This is a genomic window from Sphingobium boeckii (assembly GCF_014199215.1).
Classification (GTDB): Bacteria; Pseudomonadota; Alphaproteobacteria; order Sphingomonadales; family Sphingomonadaceae; genus Sphingobium_A; species Sphingobium_A boeckii.
Genome location: NZ_JACIJC010000008.1, coordinates 39,744 through 58,872 on the forward strand (window position 1 = coordinate 39,744; position 19,129 = coordinate 58,872).

The 19,129-nt window shown below is 59.2% G+C and carries 18 protein-coding genes; 6 read left to right on the forward strand and 12 right to left on the reverse strand.

Translation table 11 applies throughout. The features are described 5' to 3' along the window. The first annotated feature begins 431 nt into the window (after positions 1–431). Positions 432–890: a cupin domain-containing protein gene (locus FHS49_RS18740; RefSeq protein WP_184021973.1), complete on the forward strand. Its 459-nt coding sequence runs from the start codon at positions 432–434 to the stop codon at positions 888–890. 26 nt (positions 891–916) lie between these two features. On the opposite strand, the gene FHS49_RS18745 is transcribed toward FHS49_RS18740, so the two are convergent. Continuing rightward, a complete protein-coding gene (locus FHS49_RS18745; protein WP_184021976.1) occupies positions 917–1,702 on the reverse strand; it encodes a cupin domain-containing protein in 786 nt (261 codons plus the stop codon). Between the two features lie 196 nt (positions 1,703–1,898). Between FHS49_RS18745 and FHS49_RS19740 the strand changes: the two genes are divergently transcribed. After that, on the forward strand, positions 1,899–2,864 hold the full coding sequence (locus FHS49_RS19740) for a dienelactone hydrolase family protein (protein ID WP_184021978.1): 966 nt from the start codon (positions 1,899–1,901) through the stop codon (positions 2,862–2,864). A gap of 116 nt (positions 2,865–2,980) precedes the next feature. Here the strand turns inward: FHS49_RS19740 and FHS49_RS18755 are convergent, their stop codons facing one another. The 6 genes from FHS49_RS18755 to FHS49_RS18780 all read right to left on the reverse strand — a co-directional run bounded on the left by FHS49_RS18755 (position 2,981) and on the right by FHS49_RS18780 (position 9,334). Beyond that, positions 2,981–3,337, reverse strand: a complete 357-nt coding sequence (locus tag FHS49_RS18755; RefSeq protein WP_184021981.1) for a c-type cytochrome — start codon at positions 3,335–3,337, stop codon at positions 2,981–2,983. A gap of 12 nt (positions 3,338–3,349) precedes the next feature. After that, positions 3,350–4,084 (reverse strand): RraA family protein, encoded by a 735-nt coding sequence (locus FHS49_RS18760; protein WP_221240589.1) that lies wholly within the window; start codon positions 4,082–4,084, stop codon positions 3,350–3,352. A 30-nt stretch (positions 4,085–4,114) separates the two neighbouring features. After that, the gene (locus FHS49_RS18765) at positions 4,115–5,125 is read right to left on the reverse strand and encodes a sugar kinase (RefSeq protein ID WP_184021984.1); all 1,011 of its coding nucleotides are present in this window, start codon (positions 5,123–5,125) and stop codon (positions 4,115–4,117) included. Beyond that, positions 5,122–6,408 carry an MFS transporter gene (locus FHS49_RS18770; protein ID WP_184021987.1) on the reverse strand — a complete coding sequence of 429 codons (1,287 nt, stop codon included), beginning with the start codon at positions 6,406–6,408 and terminating at the stop codon, positions 5,122–5,124. Before FHS49_RS18770 ends, FHS49_RS18765 begins: the two co-directional genes overlap by 4 nt. 270 nt (positions 6,409–6,678) lie before the next feature. Continuing rightward, entirely contained in the window at positions 6,679–8,868 is a 2,190-nt protein-coding gene (locus FHS49_RS18775; RefSeq protein WP_184021989.1) for a xanthine dehydrogenase family protein molybdopterin-binding subunit, read from the reverse strand. Further along, entirely contained in the window at positions 8,858–9,334 is a 477-nt protein-coding gene (locus FHS49_RS18780) for a (2Fe-2S)-binding protein (protein ID WP_184021991.1), read from the reverse strand. The genes FHS49_RS18775 and FHS49_RS18780 overlap by 11 nt, the downstream gene beginning before the upstream one ends. Positions 9,335–9,594: 260 nt before the next feature. Here FHS49_RS18780 and FHS49_RS18785 point away from each other — a divergent pair, with 260 nt between their 5' ends. Further along, a complete protein-coding gene (locus FHS49_RS18785; RefSeq protein ID WP_184021992.1) occupies positions 9,595–10,701 on the forward strand; it encodes an MBL fold metallo-hydrolase in 1,107 nt (368 codons plus the stop codon). Positions 10,702–10,721: 20 nt separating this feature from the next. Next, positions 10,722–11,618, forward strand: coding sequence for a dienelactone hydrolase family protein (locus tag FHS49_RS18790; protein ID WP_184021994.1), 897 nt, complete (start codon positions 10,722–10,724; stop codon positions 11,616–11,618). Between the two features lie 18 nt (positions 11,619–11,636). Here FHS49_RS18790 and FHS49_RS18795 read toward each other — a convergent pair whose 3' ends face one another. The 5 genes from FHS49_RS18795 to FHS49_RS18815 all read right to left on the reverse strand — a co-directional run bounded on the left by FHS49_RS18795 (position 11,637) and on the right by FHS49_RS18815 (position 17,389). Then, positions 11,637–12,278, reverse strand: a complete 642-nt coding sequence (locus tag FHS49_RS18795; RefSeq protein WP_184021996.1) for a heme-binding protein — start codon at positions 12,276–12,278, stop codon at positions 11,637–11,639. Between the two features lie 30 nt (positions 12,279–12,308). Continuing rightward, on the reverse strand, positions 12,309–12,809 hold the full coding sequence (locus tag FHS49_RS18800) for a nuclear transport factor 2 family protein (protein ID WP_184021999.1): 501 nt from the start codon (positions 12,807–12,809) through the stop codon (positions 12,309–12,311). A gap of 104 nt (positions 12,810–12,913) precedes the next feature. Further along, positions 12,914–13,681: a hypothetical protein gene (locus tag FHS49_RS18805; protein ID WP_184022001.1), complete on the reverse strand. Its 768-nt coding sequence runs from the start codon at positions 13,679–13,681 to the stop codon at positions 12,914–12,916. Between the two features lie 97 nt (positions 13,682–13,778). After that, positions 13,779–16,736: a TonB-dependent receptor plug domain-containing protein gene (locus tag FHS49_RS18810; RefSeq protein WP_184022003.1), complete on the reverse strand. Its 2,958-nt coding sequence runs from the start codon at positions 16,734–16,736 to the stop codon at positions 13,779–13,781. 344 nt (positions 16,737–17,080) lie between these two features. Next, positions 17,081–17,389, reverse strand: a complete 309-nt coding sequence (locus tag FHS49_RS18815) for a hypothetical protein (protein WP_184022005.1) — start codon at positions 17,387–17,389, stop codon at positions 17,081–17,083. Positions 17,390–17,568: 179 nt separating this feature from the next. Here FHS49_RS18815 and FHS49_RS18820 point away from each other — a divergent pair, with 179 nt between their 5' ends. Together FHS49_RS18820 and FHS49_RS18825 are read left to right on the forward strand one after the other, a co-directional pair. Then, complete coding sequence (locus FHS49_RS18820) at positions 17,569–18,489, forward strand: nucleotidyltransferase and HEPN domain-containing protein (protein ID WP_184022019.1); 921 nt, start codon at positions 17,569–17,571, stop codon at positions 18,487–18,489. A 255-nt stretch (positions 18,490–18,744) separates the two neighbouring features. Beyond that, complete coding sequence (locus FHS49_RS18825; RefSeq protein ID WP_184022007.1) at positions 18,745–19,038, forward strand: ApeA N-terminal domain 1-containing protein; 294 nt, start codon at positions 18,745–18,747, stop codon at positions 19,036–19,038. Positions 19,039–19,129 lie beyond the last annotated feature (91 nt).

The window sequence follows — 19,129 nt, forward strand, 5'->3', positions numbered from 1 at the left end:
TGTTGGCGCGCCGGACTGGTTACCGAAGAGCCGCTCATTTTTAAGCCGATCTCCCGGAGCCCCGATCGATAGAAGACACCGGGGTGATCTGCCCAATCAAATCGGCGTACCCCGCATAAGATCGTTGACCAGCACGCCCGGCCGCGGATTGCCGCCATGCCGGTCAGCCAATCGCGGAGATCGGAGCCAATCTCATGCCCAGGACACTTTTTGTGATGGGATTGTGCGGCCTTTCAGCATTAGTCTTCCTTCAAACAGAATTCGCCGATTAGCAGTCCATCCGGACACGCAGCGCGGTGGAGAGGGAGCCGAGGATGAAAATGATCGACCGCACAGGATGCGCGCTGTTGTTGGCCGTGGCCCCCGCGCTTGCGTGCGCGCAAACGCCCGCAGCGCCGGCAAACCAGCAGCCATCGCCGGCCGAGCAGGCGATGATCGATGCCGCGCAGGCGGCTCCGCCTGCCTTTATTTCAGCCGAGCAGATCTCGGACTATATCGCTGAGGGCAGAGCGGCCGAAGCCGCCGGGCAGCCGTGGCAGACCAAGCCTCCCTTCATGAGAAGCGTCGGCGCGGTCGGGCCGTTCGTGCTGTCGATAGAATATCGCAATATTCCCGCGCCGGATTACACCATCCATCAGACGGAATACGAACTGTTCGTGGTGCTTGAGGGATCAGGCTCGATGCGGATCGGGGGCGAACTCAAGGATCCCTTTCGCTACCGTCGGACCAACCTTGCTTCGAAGGTCATCGTTGGTGGCGAAGAGCGGAAGATCAGCAAAGGCGATGTTCTGATGATTTCGCCGAAAACGGCACATGGCGTGAGCCAGTCCGATGGAAAGCTTGTTCTTCTGGCGCTTCACATGCCGCCGCCAGCCGCGCCTGAAAAATAGATTCGGGATGCCAGTTCGGCCCGCTTCTATTTGAATTCGTACTCGACCAATTCGATGCGGGTCGTTCCGGTGTTGCGCACGCTGCGTGTGACGCCGGGAGACTGCCAGTAAAAATGGTCGCCGCGCAGAATGACGCTTCGGCTTGGATGTCCCGCCGATAATTCCTCGAGTTCACCACCATCGATGACCACTCTTAAGCCGGGCGCGATCTGCGTTATCGCCGGCGCGCGTTCGCCCGGTTCGAGCGTCAATCGCCACGCGCGCACCCGATCATTGTCAATTTCCAGCTTATAGCCCTGAGCTGGGCGCTCGGCGGTTACAAAGCCCTGCGGATTGGCTGTGTTCAGTTCCAGGCAAATCTGGTGCATCGGCAGGATACCGGGATTCACATCACGATGCGTATTCGTCGGCTTACCGAAATAGCTGACATAACTCAGGTCTCCGCGCTTGGGCTTGCGCGGTTTGCCCGGCGGGCCATTGAGCGGCTGGGTATATCCTTCGGGTGGATAGTCTTCCATCACCACGCAGGACATATCCTGACTATGCACATGATAGTTGGAGGCCTTGCCGGCCGGAATATCCATCCACAATATGGCAAGCAGCTCATTTTCGAACGCAATGGCGCGATACGATGCTTGCCGGTGCGGCACAGGCGCATCCTGCGATGCCGCGGATTTTTGGGCAAAGGCGAGGCCACACAGGGCTGTTGCAGCGAGCAAAATGTATTTCATGCCTGTCTCTCCCCGTGCCTTCGCCGCTTGGGCATGGGGCCATCTGTAGTCCGGCGGCAATCTCCAGGCCCATAAAATCATGCTGCCGGCGCATCGGAACAGTTAAATGGCCAAGCAAATTGGCGGCATCGCCGCGCAGGGCGGCTTTGGCCGCAACGGTAATCGGTCATGGCAGTTTTTCTATGGCTGATTCGATTCCGGATGTGCCTAACTGACACCGCACCACGTCCACGCAACGCGTCATGGAAAGGCGGGGGTGAAGCGGAGGAGGATTATCGTGAAGGTTCACATGCTTATGTTGCTGGGAGGCCTGAGCGCGCTCGGCCTGTCCAGCGCCGCCATTTCGCAACAGCAGACGGCATCGCCGGCGCAGGCAGGAGGAAGCACCGCCACGGCCTCGGGACAATCGGTTGAAGATATGCTGCTCGAAAAAGGCAAGCAGGGCAATCTCACGCTCGACGAAGTAATCCTGGTGGAGGAATTGCTCGGTGTCGACACTTGGCGCACGGCCAAGGTGGCCCTGTCTTCGCGCCGACATGAAGATATCACCATCACGCGCGATGGTCGCGAATTGGGTGCGCTTGTCGTCTATCCCGACAGGCCGGAAAAGGCGCCCGTTGTGGTGATGATCCCCGAGGATCAGGGGCTTAACCGGTGGGCGCGCGATATGGCCGATCAGATCGCCGCGATGGGCTATATCGTCGTCGCGCCCGATTTCCTTTACGGGCTTGCGCCCAATGGCAAAGGCGGCAGCGCATTTCCCGACGTGCGCAGCGTATTTTTGGCCCACCGCGCCAAAGTGAAGGATGATCTGGGCTGGACGGCGGATCTCAATGCCTGGGCCGATTATGCGCTAAAGCTGCCGCAGGCCAGCGGCAAACTGGCGGTCGTCGGCTTTGCCTGGGGCGGAGGACGTGCCGCCTGGTTCGCCACGTCGCGCAAGGACATCAGCGCCGCATTCCTTTTCTATGACGCCTTTCCGGCAGCCGCGCCGGTCGAAAATGTAACAGCGCCGGTTTATGGCTTTTATGCGGAATTCGATCCTCGGGTGACACGGTCGCTCGAAGCCACCAAGGCCAGAATGGCCGCGGCGGGCAAGAGATATGAGCCGATCATGTACCCCGGATCCGAACATATGTTCGTGCGCCTGGGGGATGAGCCGCGAAACAAGAATGTAGCCAATATCCTCGCGCGTCATGAATCGCTGGCACGGCTTCAGAAGCTGCTGGCGCAATCATGGTGACCGCGCAGCCATCGTCGCTCATGCTTCGCGTTTGACCTGCCATCGGTATGCCGGAGAACGACCCTCCAGCATACCGAGTCAGGCTGAAGGCGTCAGCGAACGAAAGCGGGACTCACTTATCTGAGTGATTTGAGATAGGCGATGATCGCCGCGCGAGCCTTGGGATCGCGCATCCCGCCATAAACCATGCTCGTACCCGGCACCGTCTTGGACGGTTGCGCCAGATAGGCGTCAAGCTTCGCGTCGGTCCACACGATCTTCGCGGCCTTGAGCGCCTTTGAATAAACGAAGCCCGGCTTTGCTGCCGCTGGCTTGCCGGCAAGATTGCTCAGTTCAGGGCCGAGTTTTTTCGCGCCACCGGCTTTGATGGCGTGGCAGGTCGCGCATTGTCCGAAGGCCGGGGGAGCCGTCGATTGCGCCTGTGCAGGTGCGATCATGGCGACGAGAGGTATGAGAGGCAGAAGGGTACGCATCCGCTGCTCCGCTCAAAGACGACCGAATTTGGCGACGGCTTCCTTGATCGACCGATATTGCTCGATGAAGGGATACATGCTGTGTTCCGTCCACTCGAGTTCGCGGGCCTTCTTCAATATCTCGCCGGCGCGCGCGCGTGGCACCACGACGACCCCGTCCATATCGGCAACGATGATGTCGTTTGGCGAGACTTTGACCCCGTCGCAATCGACCGTGATATTCGCACCCGCAAAACGGAAATGGTTGACCGTGGTGGATGGCACGATCGATTTGCTGAAGACAGGAAACTGGATCCTCTGGAGTTGCGGCGTATCACGCACGCCACCATCCACGATCGCACCTGCCAGGCCGCGATTCTTCATCGTGGTCGACATGATGCCGCCGACACCGGCGAAGTCGGCATTGTCCTCGCCCTCCAGCACCATGACATAAACCGAGCCAACCGCTGCCGTGTCGATGGCGTCGAGCATCCCCTGAAGCGCGCCGCTGCCATCCTTATGCTCCTCGCGCTTGACCAGCACCGTGACCGCCGGGCCGGCGAACTTGGTGGGAAACAAGGGGCGCATCTCATGCGACATGTAATTCCGCTCACCATACAATTGCTCCATCGCATCCGCGACAGAGGAGACTTCGACCAGACGGAACGCTTCGATCATGGGGTCGCTCGCTGCGGGCGCTGCAGCAGGTTGCGCCGGCAGCGCGGTCGCCAGCATCATCGTGGCAAGAATTGTAATCGTGGCTTTCATGGCTTTTCCTCACATGACACTTGTTGAACCCTAACGCTGCACGTCCCGACCCCCGACGAGCGCCCTGTCTATATCGGCCTGACTGAATTGGGACGCATCGCCGGGCACGCTATGCTTGAGGGCCGCCAGCGCCAGTCCGCTCCGCGCGGCGCTTTCAAGGTCTCCCTCGTGATTTGCCAGGCTGTGGAGAACCCCGGCCACAAAGGCGTCGCCGGCACCGATACGATCGATAATGCCGTGCAGGGCAAGGTTGGCAGTTTCAAAGAAACGATCGCGCGCATCAATCCGGGCAGACATATGATGCGTGTCCACCTCGGCCGCGTCACGGCATGTGGAGGCCATGAGCTTGAGATTGGGGAAAGCGCCGAAAGCGGCCTTTACGGCTTTGCGTCTGTCCTCCTGGCAATCGCCGGCATGATCTCCACCGAGCAACAATGCGACGTCGCGATGATTGCCGAACAGGATATCGACCAGGCTCACAATTTCGCCAAGGATGGCGGACGCATCGCAATCCCATGCCTGCCACAATGTGGCGCGATAATTCGGATCGAAAGAGATCGTCAAATTCCGTTTGCGCGCTTCGCGCACTGCCGCCAGCGAGACTCCGGCCGATTTCGGCCCGAGCGCGGCGGTGATCCCGGAAAGATGAAGATGATCGGCCTGATCGAACGCGCGATCCCAATCATAATCCTCCGCACCCGCCCGCGCGAAAGCACTGTCGGCGCGATCGTAAATGACCTCCGAAGGACGAAGGCCAGCGCCCTGGGTCATGAAATAGAGCGCCATCCGTCCGGCGCCCCGGCCGACGTTGCTGCAATCGACGCCCGCGCCCTGCAGCGCCCTGATGGAAATATCGGCCACCGCGTTGTCGGGTACGCGCGATACCATATACACCGCATGACCAAGGCCGGCGAGGCCGATGGCGACATTGGCCTCCGCGCCCCCTGGCCAAAGATCGACATTGCCGCTCTGCGGAAGCAATTGCCGGTTTGGAGGGGTCAGGCGGATCAGCAACTCGCCGAAGCACACGAAACGTGTCATGCCTCCAACCTGTCCTCCGGATCGATCATCAGCCATGCGCCTGCGCCACAAAGGCAGATGGCAGCAGCAAGCAGAAATGATGGCGTCCAGCCATATCGATCGGCCAGGAACGGGGTCAGCGATGCAGTCAATATCCCCGCGATCTGGTTGCACATGTTCATGAAACCCGAAACCGAGCCCGCCGAATTTCCGCCCAGATTGGCCGAAAGCGTCCAATACGCGCTTTGAGAGAGATAGAGCGACCCGGCCCCGCCAGCGAGAAACAGCACCGCCACCTCGGCACTATCGACCTGCGTGGCCGCAGCGACGAAAATCGCCGCAAGCGCCAGGGACGCGGCCGCTGTCCAGCAACGTCCTTTGCGCTCCCCATAGCGCGGTGCCAGCCGGTCGCTGATCCATCCGCCAAGCGGTGATGCGAGCGCCATGGCGATGAAAGGGAGCATCCCGTAAATCGCGCTCGCCTTGAGATCGAGCCCGCGCACCTTCGAAAGGTAAAGGAAGAACCAGGTGAAAAAGATGTAGGCGACATAGCCGAATGCGAAATAGCTCGCAGCGAGAAACCCCACGGATTTCTGCCGGATGATCATGCTCCAGGTCGCCGGCTTTCCGCGCGCCGCGGCCGTCATGCCATTTTCGATCAGAGACAGCTCTGCCTGTGTCATCAGCGGATGATCCCGGGGGCGGTCACGGATCAGCAGCAACCAGATGGCCAGCACGACCAGGCCGATTAATGCGCTCGCATGAAAGGCCCATTGCCAGCCATAGGTGACCATAATGAAGATGATCAACGGGGGCGCGATGCCGGCGCCGATGCCGACGCCAGCGAAAATAATGCCATTGGCAAGACCACGCTCTCCGGCAGGAATCCAGTTTGCCACCAGACGGTTGCTGGCGGGAAAGATCACAGCCTCACCGATACCCAGCAGGAAGCGCACGGCGATCAAGGCCGTCAGAGAGAATGGAAAACCGCTGGGAACGAGGGCCGTGGCCACGGTGAAGAGGCTCCACCAGATAATTCCGAAGGCGATGACCCGATAAGGCCCGAAGCGATCTGCAATTCGTCCCGCGATCGGCTGGGTCAGCGCATAACCCATCACGAAAGCGCTGAACACGCCACCGAGCTGGACGTTGGAAAGACCGAACTCCTCCTGAATGGCGGCAGCGGCAATCGATATGTTGTTGCGATCGAGATAGGAAACGGCTGCAACGATGAACATCCAGAAGACGACCATCCAGCGCACGTTGCCAAACCCCTTGGCGCGTGGCGACACAGCAACCGTCATGGCATCGGCTGACGTGCAAAGGGGGCACGCACACCGCCGGACAAATCGGTAACCACGCCCATCCTGATCCTCCCTGTCGTTTTCTGATTTCGTATCTTCAATAGGTGCGCAGATGGTGCGGGGGTGGCATTAAAAATGCGTTCGTCGCCATGTGATCATCGCGTTCAGAGGCCGCGAAGGCGACGCAACGGTGCAAACCGTTTCGCGCGCCGCCACCGGCTGCAAGATCTGAAACGCCGTGAGTGTGCGGGCACCCGGCGCAGCTTTCGCTCAAAGCTCTATGGGCAGCGATCTGACGCGTGTGCCCGTCGCAGCATAAATCGCATTGGTCAAAGCCGGGATCACGGGCGGCAATGCGGGTTCACCAAGACCGCTGGGATGAAAATCGCTCAGCACCCAGGCAATTTCGACGTCGGGATTTCGATCGATCCTGCCGAGGCGAAAATCACTGAAATTGCTCTGCTCGATAGCGCCATCGGTAAATGTGATCTTTTGCCCTTCGAGCGCCTGCGCGAGCCCATCGAGAATCGAGCCGCGGACCTGCGCCTCGGCCATCATCGGGTTGACGATCTGCCGCCCCACATCGCCCGCGGCCCAGATCTTATGGACGGTGATCGACTTGTCATCAGCCACGCTGACATCGACCACTTCGGCAAAATAACCCTGATGGCAGAAATAGAATGCAAAACCCCTGCCGCGCCCCTTCTCTTTGGGCCGTTCTGCCCATTTCGAAATTTCGACGACCTTTTCGACCACCGCGCGTGCGCGCGCCGTATGAAATCCCTTGGGAGCAATATCGGGCGCGTCGGCATCGCCCACGATCTTGTCTTCGGCGCAAAGTTCGAGGATCAGGCTGGGAAGATCACGCCCGCCCAGGACCGCAACTTCATCGAGAAAACCCTGAAAGCAGAACGCCATCGCGTTCGACGTCGGGGCGCGCAGCGCGCCCATGGGGATGCCGATTTTCATATAGGATTGCGTGAAAGCAAGGTTTGGCACAAGCCGCGCCGGAAAGTGGCGCTCCGCCATATTGGCGAAACGCTGAGACTTGCCATCAGCCCCGAAGGTCGCAAAGTGGTTGGTGAAAGCCACGATTTTGCCGTCACCATCGACGCCGGCTTCAAATTCATGCCAGCCGCCGGGGCGATAGAAATCACGGCGCGTATCATCCTCGCGAGACCATAAAAGCTGCACCGGCACCCCCGGCAACGCTTTGGCAATGGCTGCCGCTTGCGCCATATAATCATTGTTGAGGCGCCGCCCAAAACCGCCGCCAATGCGTGTGATGTGCACAATCTGCTTGTCGAGCGGGATGCCCAATTCCTTGGCGATCAGCTCGCGCCCGGGCTGCGGCTGCTGGCTTGGTGCCCAGATTTCGATCTGACCATTCTGATACAAGGCCGTGCAATTCTGCGGCTCCAGTGTGGCATGAGCGAGAAACGGATAATCGTAGCGCGATTTGATCCGCTTGGCGGCCCCCGCCATCGCCTTTGCCGGATCGCCGGAGCGTTCGAAATCAATGCCTGCATTCGCATCCAGCAGGGCTTTGGCTTGCGCGGCATAATCTTCGCTGCTGTGTCCCTTGGCGGCGGTCATATCCCAATCCAGCACGAGCTTGGCCCGCGCTTCATTGGCATACCACCAGTTGGTGGCAAGGATCGCTATGCCCTCCACCACCCCCCCGGGACCGCCGGCACCTTGAATCTGAAACACATGCTTCACGCCTGGAGCCGCTTTTGCCGCGCTCAAATCCGCAGACCGAAGTTTCGCACCGTGTGCCGGCGGTGCCTCATACGCCGCGTATAACATCCCCGTCAGGCGCGTATCGATGCCGAACAGCGGTTCGCCACGGATGACCCGGCCACTATCGACGCCCCGGGTCGGCTGGCCGATGATGGAGAATTGATCTGGCGACTTGAGCTTGACGGTCTGCAAATCGGGGGGCGTCAGCATTGCGGCTGCACTCGCCACGTCGCCATAGCCCAGTGAGCGCTTCGTTGCCCCGTGGATCAACCGTCCTTTAGCCGTCTTGATTTGGTCGATGGGCACATTCCATCGCGTCGCCGCCGCCCTCAAAAGCATGTCCCGCGCTGCTGCGCCGGCGCGGCGCATCGGCAGCCAATTGGTCGGCGTGGATAGGCTCGCACCCGCAAATTGCGGGCCATAGCGGTCCGGATCGACATCCGCCTGAACCACGGAGACCTGCGCCCAATCGGCATCGAGCTCGTCTGCAATCATCATGGCGAGCGATGTCTTGATACCCTGACCGATCTCGGGATTTTTGCCCATGATGGTAATCGCGCCATTCGGAGCGATCGAGACGAAAGCGCCCAATACGGATGCGCCCGCGGGCACCGCGGCCTGGACCGGAATCGTGAAATCAAGGGCCAGTCCGCCGCCTGCGAGCAATGATGCCGAAAGAAAGGCGCGGCGCGTCAACACGGTCGTGTCAGGCTGCATCAACCGCCTCCATCTTGCCAGCGGCGTTGAGTATCGCCTTTTGAATCCGGTCATAGGTCGCGCAGCGGCAGATATTGCCTGACATGCCGGACACGATATCTTCGTGCCCCGGCTTGGGCGTTTGCTGAAGCAGCGCCGCGGCGGACATGATCTGCCCGGCCTGGCAATAGCCGCATTGTGCGACATCGATATCGAGCCAAGCCTTTTGCAGCCTTTGCCCGACCGGCGTGGCACCAACGCCCTCGATCGTTACGATCTTGGCGGTGCCCACATCCGAAATTGGCAGCGAGCACGATCTTTGTGCCTGCCCATCAACGTGAACGGTGCAAGCGCCGCACACACCCATGCCGCATCCAAACTTGCTGCCCACAAGGCCCAGTTCGTTTCGCAATACCCATAAAAGGGGCATTTCCGGTGCGACATCGACACTGCGCCGCTTGCCATTGATGGTCAGAGTGTAATTCATGGGGCTCTCCGCGCGGGAAGTCTCAACAGGCTTGCCATAGCCAATCTACATTAATTCATTTTTTGAATCCTTCAATTTGATTTTGCGAACAAAATTATTTTAAGTTAATCTGCTGGATGAACGCAAAATCGCAAACCTGTTGCAATAAGAAAATGATAATACCCATAAGAAAACTGGATGATTTATTTAATTCATAGATTTAATTCTATGTGTTGATGAATTAATGGCAGAAAAGATTTAACAGAATTTAGGAATTGCTTATGAAATTCTCTATTTTTCTCGCGCTCGGAGCGCTTGCATTCCCTATCGGGATCGGGGTCAACGCACAGCAATTGACCGAGGAGCAAGCCGCCGGCTTTGGGCCTCAGGACGATATACAGCCGGAGATCACGGCAAAAGCGAAATCCCATTTCGACGCGGCAAAGCGCGCCGCGCGCCGCGATCTCATCGGCCCGCTCCAGCTCTGCAATGATGCGCGCCCGGTGGGCACCAAATGGGATTTGCCGAAAGCGGATATATTGCGCGGCGCAGGCCCGACCAATGCCGAATTGTGGCGGATGAAGAAGACGCTCGCCGAATTCATCGCGGGCGGCGGTAATTATCGTCCTGCGCCTGCGCCCACCCGCATGTTCGATAATTTCTATTATGTGGGCGTCGAGAATGTCAGCGCCTGGGCGGTCGATACGTCGGAGGGAATCATCCTGATCGACACGCTCAACAACAAGGGCGACTGGATCGAACGGATCGAACCCGGAATGCAAAGGATCGGCCTCGATCCGGCGCGTATCAAGTATATCGTGCTGACGCATGGGCATGGTGATCATTTTGGCGGCGCCGCCTATCTCAAGGACAAATATGGCGCGCGTGTTCTGATGAGCAAGGTCGATTGGGATCTCGCACCAGGAATGCTCGACAAACCCTATTTCGGTGCCCCTCCAGCGCAAGATCTGATGATCGAGGATGGCCAGTTGCTTACATTGGGAGGGCAGACCATCCGGATGTACCTGACCCCGGGCCATACGCGCGGTACCGCTTCGCTGCTGATCCCGGTGACAGACGGGGGCAAGAAGCACGTTATTGCGTTGTGGGGCGGCACGGGTTTCAATTTCCCGCACACGCCTGACCGCTTCAAAACCTATTCTGATTCGGCGATCCGCTTTCGGAAATATGCCGCCGCCGCGCGCGCAGATGTCATATTATCGCCACATGCGGACTTTGACGGCACGATCCGTAAACTGGCTGACCTGCAAAGCCCGAAGAAGGGCGCACCGCATCCGTTTGTTTTGGGCAAGGACGGCGTGCGGCGATATCTGACGATCCCGAACGAATGCGCGCTCGCCTATAGCGCGCAATTGCGCACCCGATAATCGTTTCGAAGGAGAAGATCATGAAGCCTTGGCTATTGGGAGCTATCGCGATCGCGCTGCCGGTTTACGCCCAGAATTCGATCCCGGCACCCGGCGTTTCGCCAAGCACCTATGCAAGCCATCAAAGCGAACAGGCTTGGGCAACCGCCAAGCTCGCCAAATCGCCGCGGCGCAGCACTTGGGTAAAGCTCCAGCTTGGCGACCGCACGTTGCGCGCCTTCGTCACCTTCCCGCAGACGAACAAGAAGGTGCCGGTCGTCCTTGTTTTGCACGAAGTATTCGGGCTGACCGAATCGACGCGAAATACCGCTGATCAGATCGCAGCCATGGGCTATATAACGATCGCGCCCGATATGGTGTCGGGCCAGGCGCCCAATGGCGGCGGCGTTGCCTCTTTCGAAAATTCGACGCTCACCAGCGCCACGGTTACGGGGCAATCGCATCAATCCGTTAATGCGCAGATCGACGCCTGGGCCGATTATGGACTCAAGCTCCCGCACGCCAACGGCAAACTCGCGCTCGTCGGCTTGTCATGGGGCGGTGGCGCAACCTTCCGATATGCGACCTATCCTGCCTATAACCCGGCGCTGAAGGCCGCCTTTGTCTTTTATGACATCGGCCCTCCCATCTTCAACCAAGGCCCAAATCGCGCCAACAATCCGCCGCTTCCGGTCGATACCATCAAAGTGCCGATCTATGGCTTTTATCCGACCAAGGACACGCGCGTGATGAATAGTTTGCAGGCGACGAAGGATGCCATGGCCAAGGCCGGCAAGGCGTTTGATCCCGTCCTCTACGAAAATGCCGATCACGCCTACATGCGCTATGGCGAGGATCCCCGTGACCCGAATCCGGCCAACAAGGCGGCTGTCGAGGCCTCTATGGCAAGGTTGAAGGCGTTGCTCGCCGCCATGTAGGGCGACGCAGACAGGGCATCAGAGCTTGCTTGAAACGGCGGCTGCGCCGGCGGCGGCGCACGCTTCATCCTGCTCTGCGGTCGCGCCGCTGACCGCGATGGCACCAATCACCTTGCCATCGGAAATCAGAGGCACGCCACCCGGAAAGAGCGTCATGTTCGGCCTCACGCGCAGCAAAGTGGCATAGTCCTTCGCCCGCAATTTTTCCCGGACTGCGGACGTGGGTTCGCCGAATTCGATCGCCGCGATATTCTTGCGCACCGCATTGTATATGCGCCCCGGATTGGCCCCGCTCATCTGCAGCCCCACCACCATGACACCGAGCGAATCCGAAACGGCGGTGCCGACTTTCAAATCGTCCGCTCGGCACTTTTCGAGCGCTGCCTGGGCTGCTTCCAGCGCGATATCGAGCGACGGGCCTGATATGACGGCGCGTGGTGCAGGCGCGCGCGGCCCGGTCGTGCCCTGAATCGCCAAAGCGATGGCGAGCGGCGGCGGCAGATTATCCCCCGGCAAGGAAATCGGATCGCGCGCAACGGGCGTCGGGGCGGGCGGCGCTGGAATCGTGATCGCCGCCGGCAGCGTATCCTGAGCGATGGCGCGGCCATTCTGGATACAAGTGACGGCGCAGACCGCGCCCAGAAGGATGATCCGTTTCACTCGCATTCTCCTGGCCACGTTTTTGGGGATCTAGCGGCGCAATGCCGTATTCTGCCAGGCGATCAGCAGCCATCGGTGGCCTTGGCGACGATAGACGCCAATGATGCGCGCAATCCGGGGCTTTCCGTCACCGATGTCATAGGCGGCCACACCATGAGTCACGCCCATTTTTCCGTAAATCCGGGATGAGCGCTCGGAGAGCACAGCCCCGCGCACGGGGATCGAGGGCGCGCGAAGCGCCTTCAAATACTCCTCCTTGGTTTGCATCAAGCCCGAGGCGTGACCATAAGCCAACTCATCACCGAAGCTGTCCGCAACAGATCGCCAATCGCCACGAACCTCGGCTTCGAACCGATCCGTTTCCGCCTTCAGCAATGCGGTCTCGCCCACGCTATGCGCCTGCGCCATCACCGGCGCGCTGATCAGAGCCATCGCCATAAGCAACGCCCCGCGCCAGGGCTTCATCCAGGCTCCGACGATGGCCGCAAGATTCATCCTCTTGCGATCACGGAGCGCTTTGCTGACGTTCATATCGCGTCTCGCTTGATCGTTGTTCATATCGTGCATACCCGATTGCGAAATGTTCATAGGTGGGCGCGGTGATCCGAACTGATGCCATCATGATGATGATGGTTTCAGTTTTTACGCCCCATGATCAGCACGGTATCAAACCGCTGCCACACGACTTGCGCGTCGAACCCAGCCGCCTTGAGCGCTGCATAATGATCCGCGATCGTCGGAGTCTTATAGTCCGGGTGATGAACCGGCGGCCCCTCGATCATGGCGACAAGCCCATCCCGGTTGGCCGCGCTGCGGCCGGCGCTCAGCCGCGTCTCCCATGCCGCGCCACCAAATCCGATATGATCGAGATTAACGACCCAGCCGCCCGAAGGCACCATATCGCTTGCAAGCTGGTAGAATTTCTTGATGCCCTCGCCATTCTGATGGATCGAGATCCAGGACGATACCAGAATATCGACGCCCCCAGGCACGCAGCCGAGGCTGATATCCCGTCCCGGGCAGCCGATCTTGTAATCGATCCGATCGCCGAAACGGCCAAGCCGCCGGTTCGCCTTGACGCGATTATTCTCGACCGGTTCGGTCCACTGGCCGCGCGCCTTGGGCAAGGCGTCCATGAACGCTTCGAGAAACTCGCCTGTGAACGATCCGACATCGACGACAAGCTTCGCCTGCGGACGGTCGTTCGCCACGATCGCCGCCGCAATCCGGCGCGCCGATCCAAGCCGGTCGCCGGCCGGCTCACGGGGGTTGACCGCCTCATAGGGAATGAGGATGTCCGGGTTCGCCGATGGCGCTGCCGTGGGAGACTGTGCGCTTGCCGGCAGAGCATAGGCGCTCAGAGCACCCAGCAACAATCGAAGACTGGCCATCGCTTTTGGCATTGTGCATCCTTCTTCGAGCCGCAATTGTTTCCGAAATTCCGCTGCTGTCGGAGCAGGGCATGGCAACCGCCACCCCCCGCTCCTATCGCAGTTTGGATCAGAATTTGGCGCGCACACCCGCTGTAAAGTAACGGCCGATCGCGTCATCACCCGGTGCCACACCATTCAAGCCTGGGAACGGTGCTGTCGAGGGGTTGGCGAATATCGCCGGCTTTTGATCGAACAGATTCTGCACGTTGAAGAAGAATTCCGACGGACCCGTCCTGAAAGCCACGTTCAAATTCGTATAAAACCGCGCTGGAATGTTCTTCGGCGCATCGAGGAGGACGAACGTCGGCGCCCCGGCCCCTTCATAGCTCGGATACCAGTTCAGTTTGCCGCGATAGCGTTCCTGCACGCCGATCCTGATGTTGTCGGTGACATCCATGTTCGCGATCAGGGTTCCGCGCCACTTGGCATGGCCTGATCCCACCACGGACCCGGATCCGGCTCCGGCGTTGTTCGTCTGCAACCCGTTCAGGGCGTCTACCAGCACGTTTTCGGGCTGATAGCTGACCAGCAATCGCAAATTGGAAGGCCGTCCAACGATATCCTTGGTGTAATTCAGCTCGAAATCCGCCCCCTTGGTGAACTGCCGGCCAATGTTGATGGGTCGGCTGAAGGCCCGAATGATCTGATTATTCGGTGCGTTGGTGCAGCAATTGCCCTGTGCCCGCACGATCAGAGCGCATGTCGCCGAGGCACCGCCGCTGTTGATGCAATCGAGCTGCGTTGCGGCATCGATGCCGTTCAGCAAGACGATGGCATCTTTGACCCGGATATCGAAATAATCCAGCGCAACGCTCAGGCCGGGGGCCCAGCTTGGCGTATATACAAAACCGACGGTGAAGGAGTCGGCGCGCTCGGGCCGGAGCGATTCATTGCCCGACAATATGTTGCCTGCGGGGCTCGGCCTGCCGTTTGCACCATCGAGAGCGATACCCAGCAACTCGTCACGACCGCCGAAATTTCCCACTGACTGTGGCTGGAAGAGTTCGTGCAGCGTTGGTGCGCGAATGTCGCGAGACCGTGTGGCCCGGAAACGGAGGTCGTCGATCGGGCTCCAGTCCAGTCCGGCCTTCCAGCTAGAGATGCCACCGCTGGTCGAATAATGGGTGTAACGATAGGCAGCGCTGATCGACAAATCCCGCACGAACGCGACATCCCGCAGCAGCGGCACACTGGCTTCCAGCGCGGCTTCCTTCACCGACACCGAAATTTCGGGCCGCGAGAGCGATTCCGCCTGAAAATATTCCAGACTGGTCGGTGTGCAGGTGATCAGACGCAGGCCCGTGCAATCCAGCGGATTGGCAAGGGTCGCCGGCGTGCTGCCGCTGATGACCTCATAGGTCAGCTTTCGTGCCTGCGCCGATAGCGCGACATTGACCGGCCCTGCCCAGGTGCTGAAAGGAGAACCCGACACGAAGCCTTCCAGATCGGTCATCTTCGTCTTGGTCGTCACATTGAGCGGATCGAAGATCCAATCGGCCTCAGCCTCGCTGATCGTTGGCCCAAAGATGCTCGCATAGGGTACGCAGCCCGGATAAAGGCTCGCGAACTGCGGCTGAGTGGATACGTAGCATACAGGCGAACCCGTCCCATTGGGATTGGGCACTGCATCGAGCGCCGCGGCCAATTTTTTGCCGTTAATGGCATTGGTCTGCTGCACGCGCAGCTTGTTGCTGCTGTGAAGCGCTGCCAATTCCCACTTCCAGGTGCCGCCGAACGTGCCGTTAAAGCCGACGTCGATCGACCAATTCTCTCCAAAAGCCTTCGTCAACTGGCGATACTGATCCATGCCCGGACCGCTATGCACCTTGTTGATCCCGAACCGCGTCACACCGGCGGCTGTCATCTGGCCGGCAATTGCGGCGGGGAGGTAAGGGTTCGTAACGAATATGGGGTGGACGTTGCTGCCATTCGCCGCGACGTAAGTCGGATTGGAAATGGCGAAGCCCGCATTGTCGTTTTTGGTATAGGCGCCGCGAATATAAAAGCGGACCGATTCCGCCAGTTCATAGTCAAAGCGGCCATAGGCCTGATGCTTTTCCATCGAGCTCTTGAGCGAGGGCTCGAAATAGGAACCGGTGCTGTTGCCCGCCACGTTGGAATTGACGAAATCTCCAGTCACGGGTGCCAGGACGCCCGGGCTCGCGAAATAGAATCCGTTAAACGGATTGGCCGGCGCGCCTATGCTGGAAATGGTGCCCCCGAACGATGCGCCCGGACGACCCGCGAGCGACACAAATCGCTGCGTCGTGACACCCGCCACCGTGCCGACCGTGCCGATCTGATAGCGCTTGCGCCCCCATTCCCGCGCGGAACGATGATCGATGCCTTCGTCATTGCGAAATTGATAGCTCATCAGCAGATGCGCGCGATCGCCCAGATCGCCGCCCCAGGCCAGGCCGATATCCTGGGTTCCGCCATCGCCGCGCGACGAGATGCCGGCAAAGGCATTGACCTTGAGGCCGTTGAACCGCGTATCGGTAATGAAGTTGACCACACCGGTCACGGCATCGGAACCATAGACCGCCGAGGCGCCCCCGGTCACCACGTCCACCCGCTTGAGAAGCAATTGCGGGATCATGTCGATATCGACGGTGCCATTGGGCGAATTGGGTGCCACGCGATGGCCATCATAAAGAATGAGGTTACGGGTAAAGCCGAAGTTGCGAAGATTGAGCACATTGGCTTGCGCGTTGGGAACACCCGTGTTGGCGCTCCCCGCTTCGGCACGGCTGCCCTGCCCCTGGGAACCTGAGAATTGCGGCAATTCGTTCAACTGGTCGGCAAGATTGCCCGGCTTGACCTCGGCCATTTGCTGGGTGGAGATGACAGTCACCGGCGTAGGGCTGTCGTCACCATTGGCCGCCACACGCGAGCCGGTTACGATGATATCGCTCTCCGCAACCTCGGATTCCTGTGGCGCCTGGTCAGACTGAGCAAAGGCATGGGTCGATACAGCGAACACGCTGACGCACCCCAGTAAAGCGATGCCACGAAGCCTCTTCATTATTTTCCTCCCCTATATACCAGATCACTATCCGTGCAGTTGCCCCTAGCTACGCGAATTTTTCGGGGAGCATTTCATTCCATTTGATGGAGGGCCAATAAGGAAAATGTTTGCGGACGATCATTCCCCCGCGATGTCGTTGGGACACAAGTCGTTACGGACCGGACAGGAAGCCTTGTCGGGGCTCATGCAAGCCGAGGCAACTTAACTGCTGAAAAACATCCGCTTGTTGGAATGTTTGGCGGAGAGGCAGGGACTGCAGGCCTCCGGACCAAATATGGCTGATTTCTGGGGTTTTCTGAGCCGCTGCTGAAACCCTTTTGTACCTCGAAGATGTACCGCAATCAACCAGCATCAGCTTCATCTACCGACGACGGCTCAATGTGGGCGGAGAAATGCGCGGGTATTTCGTACATCCAGCCAATCTGATCATCCGATTTGGTCAGCGGCTTCACGCCAAGCATCTTGGCATAGTGGCGGTTCATCGCTCGCCTGCGAAGTTCAAACATGGCCGCGTTGGCATCCGTGACCTCGTCTTCGTATTCGAGCGGAAAGGCCTTCAATATCGACAGGCTTCGTCCACGGAACTCCTTGTCTAATAGCGCCCTCGTTGCTCGCCCTAATATCCCATCACGAGAAAACGCAGGTGCCATCAGCGTGCAGGATGTGGAGACAGCAATGGCGTCTGCGCTCTACCGGCTGCACAGCGATCTCTCCTTCGAGGACATCGACGAACCATCGCGCGACCCCGATCAATTACCGCTGATCTGATCGATGATGGACCGGATTGGCCTTGCCATCCGGTCCGCCATTCCCGAAGGTCGTTTCACCTATGCGCAAAGATCTTGATCATCTTCCACCAGCCAAACAGCGTGAGCTGGAGCGCGTGGTGCAGATCTTGTTCGAAGAATTTGCCGACGCGACCGCGCTGGCCACCCAGGACTGGAAGAAGAAGGGTCGTATCCTCAAGGTCATTCTCTATGGCTCTTACGCACGAGGCGGCTGGGTCGACGAGCCGCATACCGCCAAGGGCTATCAGTCGGATTTTGATCTGCTGGTCATCGTGAGCGACAAGCGTCTGCTCGACCGGGTCGATTATTGGGTCAAGGCCGAAGAGCGTCTGAACCGTGAACTGGCGATCACGAAGAACCTGAAGACCCCGGTCAATTTCATCGTGCACACGCTGCAGGATGTGAACGACGGCCTCGCAGAGGGGCGCTATTTCTTCATGGACGTCGTGAAGGATGGCATCGCGCTCTATGAGAGCGAGGATACCGAATTTTCGGAGCCCCAGCCCAAGACACCGGAAGCGGCGCTGGCTTTGGCCAAGGAATATTATGCGGAATGGATGCCAGCAGCGTTGGGGCGTTTCAAACTAGCTAAATACGCTCAAGCGGAAGGCCTCCGGAAAGACGCCGCATTTGATCTCCACCAAACGGTTGAGCGCCTTTACAACTGCGTGCTTCTCACGACGACGTTTTACACGCCGCATACGCACAATCTCGGCTTGCTGCGCACGCAGGCCGAGCGCCTGGACATCCGTCTCGTCCAAGCCTGGCCGCGCAATCTGAAGATTGATCGCGCCAAGTTCGAGAAGCTAAAAGACGCTTACGTTAAAGCCCGCTACTCAAAACATTATACCATCAGCGACGAGGAACTGACCTGGCTTGGTGCGCAGGTCGAGACGTTGACGGGTGCGGTTGAAGCCGTCTGCCTCGAGCGAATTGCTGCGCTGGAAGCTGCGGAATTCTAAGCTGCAATTATCTCCGTCTGAATGGCAAGAAATGGGACATTGTGCTCGGTCCGGTTTGAAGAAGCATCATCGGCATAACGGACATTCTAGCCGCTACGCTCGATGTCTGCTTTGCGCCCTACAATCAGCCATTCCCGGCGGGCGCTCAACCCTGAAAGCAGCCAGCCGGTTTTCACGCGCCAAACATCGGTAGGGGACGAAAAGCACGCGGTACGGTAAGCACAAGTCGCAGCGCCGTCATCAAGGACCCTGACCATGGCCAGCCCACCTCCCGGTCTCTTCGACAGCTTCATCGAGCAAGGCCTGTTCTGGCTGGCGGGGAAACGCGACGACGAGGTTCCCGGGACGCTCGCCTATGACGCGGAAAACGGCGCGGTCCTCAACCTGCTCGGTATTTTTGGGAAGGTGCATGAAGCATTTGCGCGAGCGCTCGGCGGATCACGCGACGACGAGGCGATCATTCACGGCGTGACCATGAAGGGCAAGCCTGTCAGCCTTCTGCACGCGCATAACACCAATGATCTCGCTGATGAGTGCGAAAGGCGGTAAGCGATGTTCTCAGCCCACGTTGGTCCAGGGCATGAGGTCACCGACACTGTTCGCGGGATAACCATTGGCGAGCTTGGTGAGCGTGTCGGTC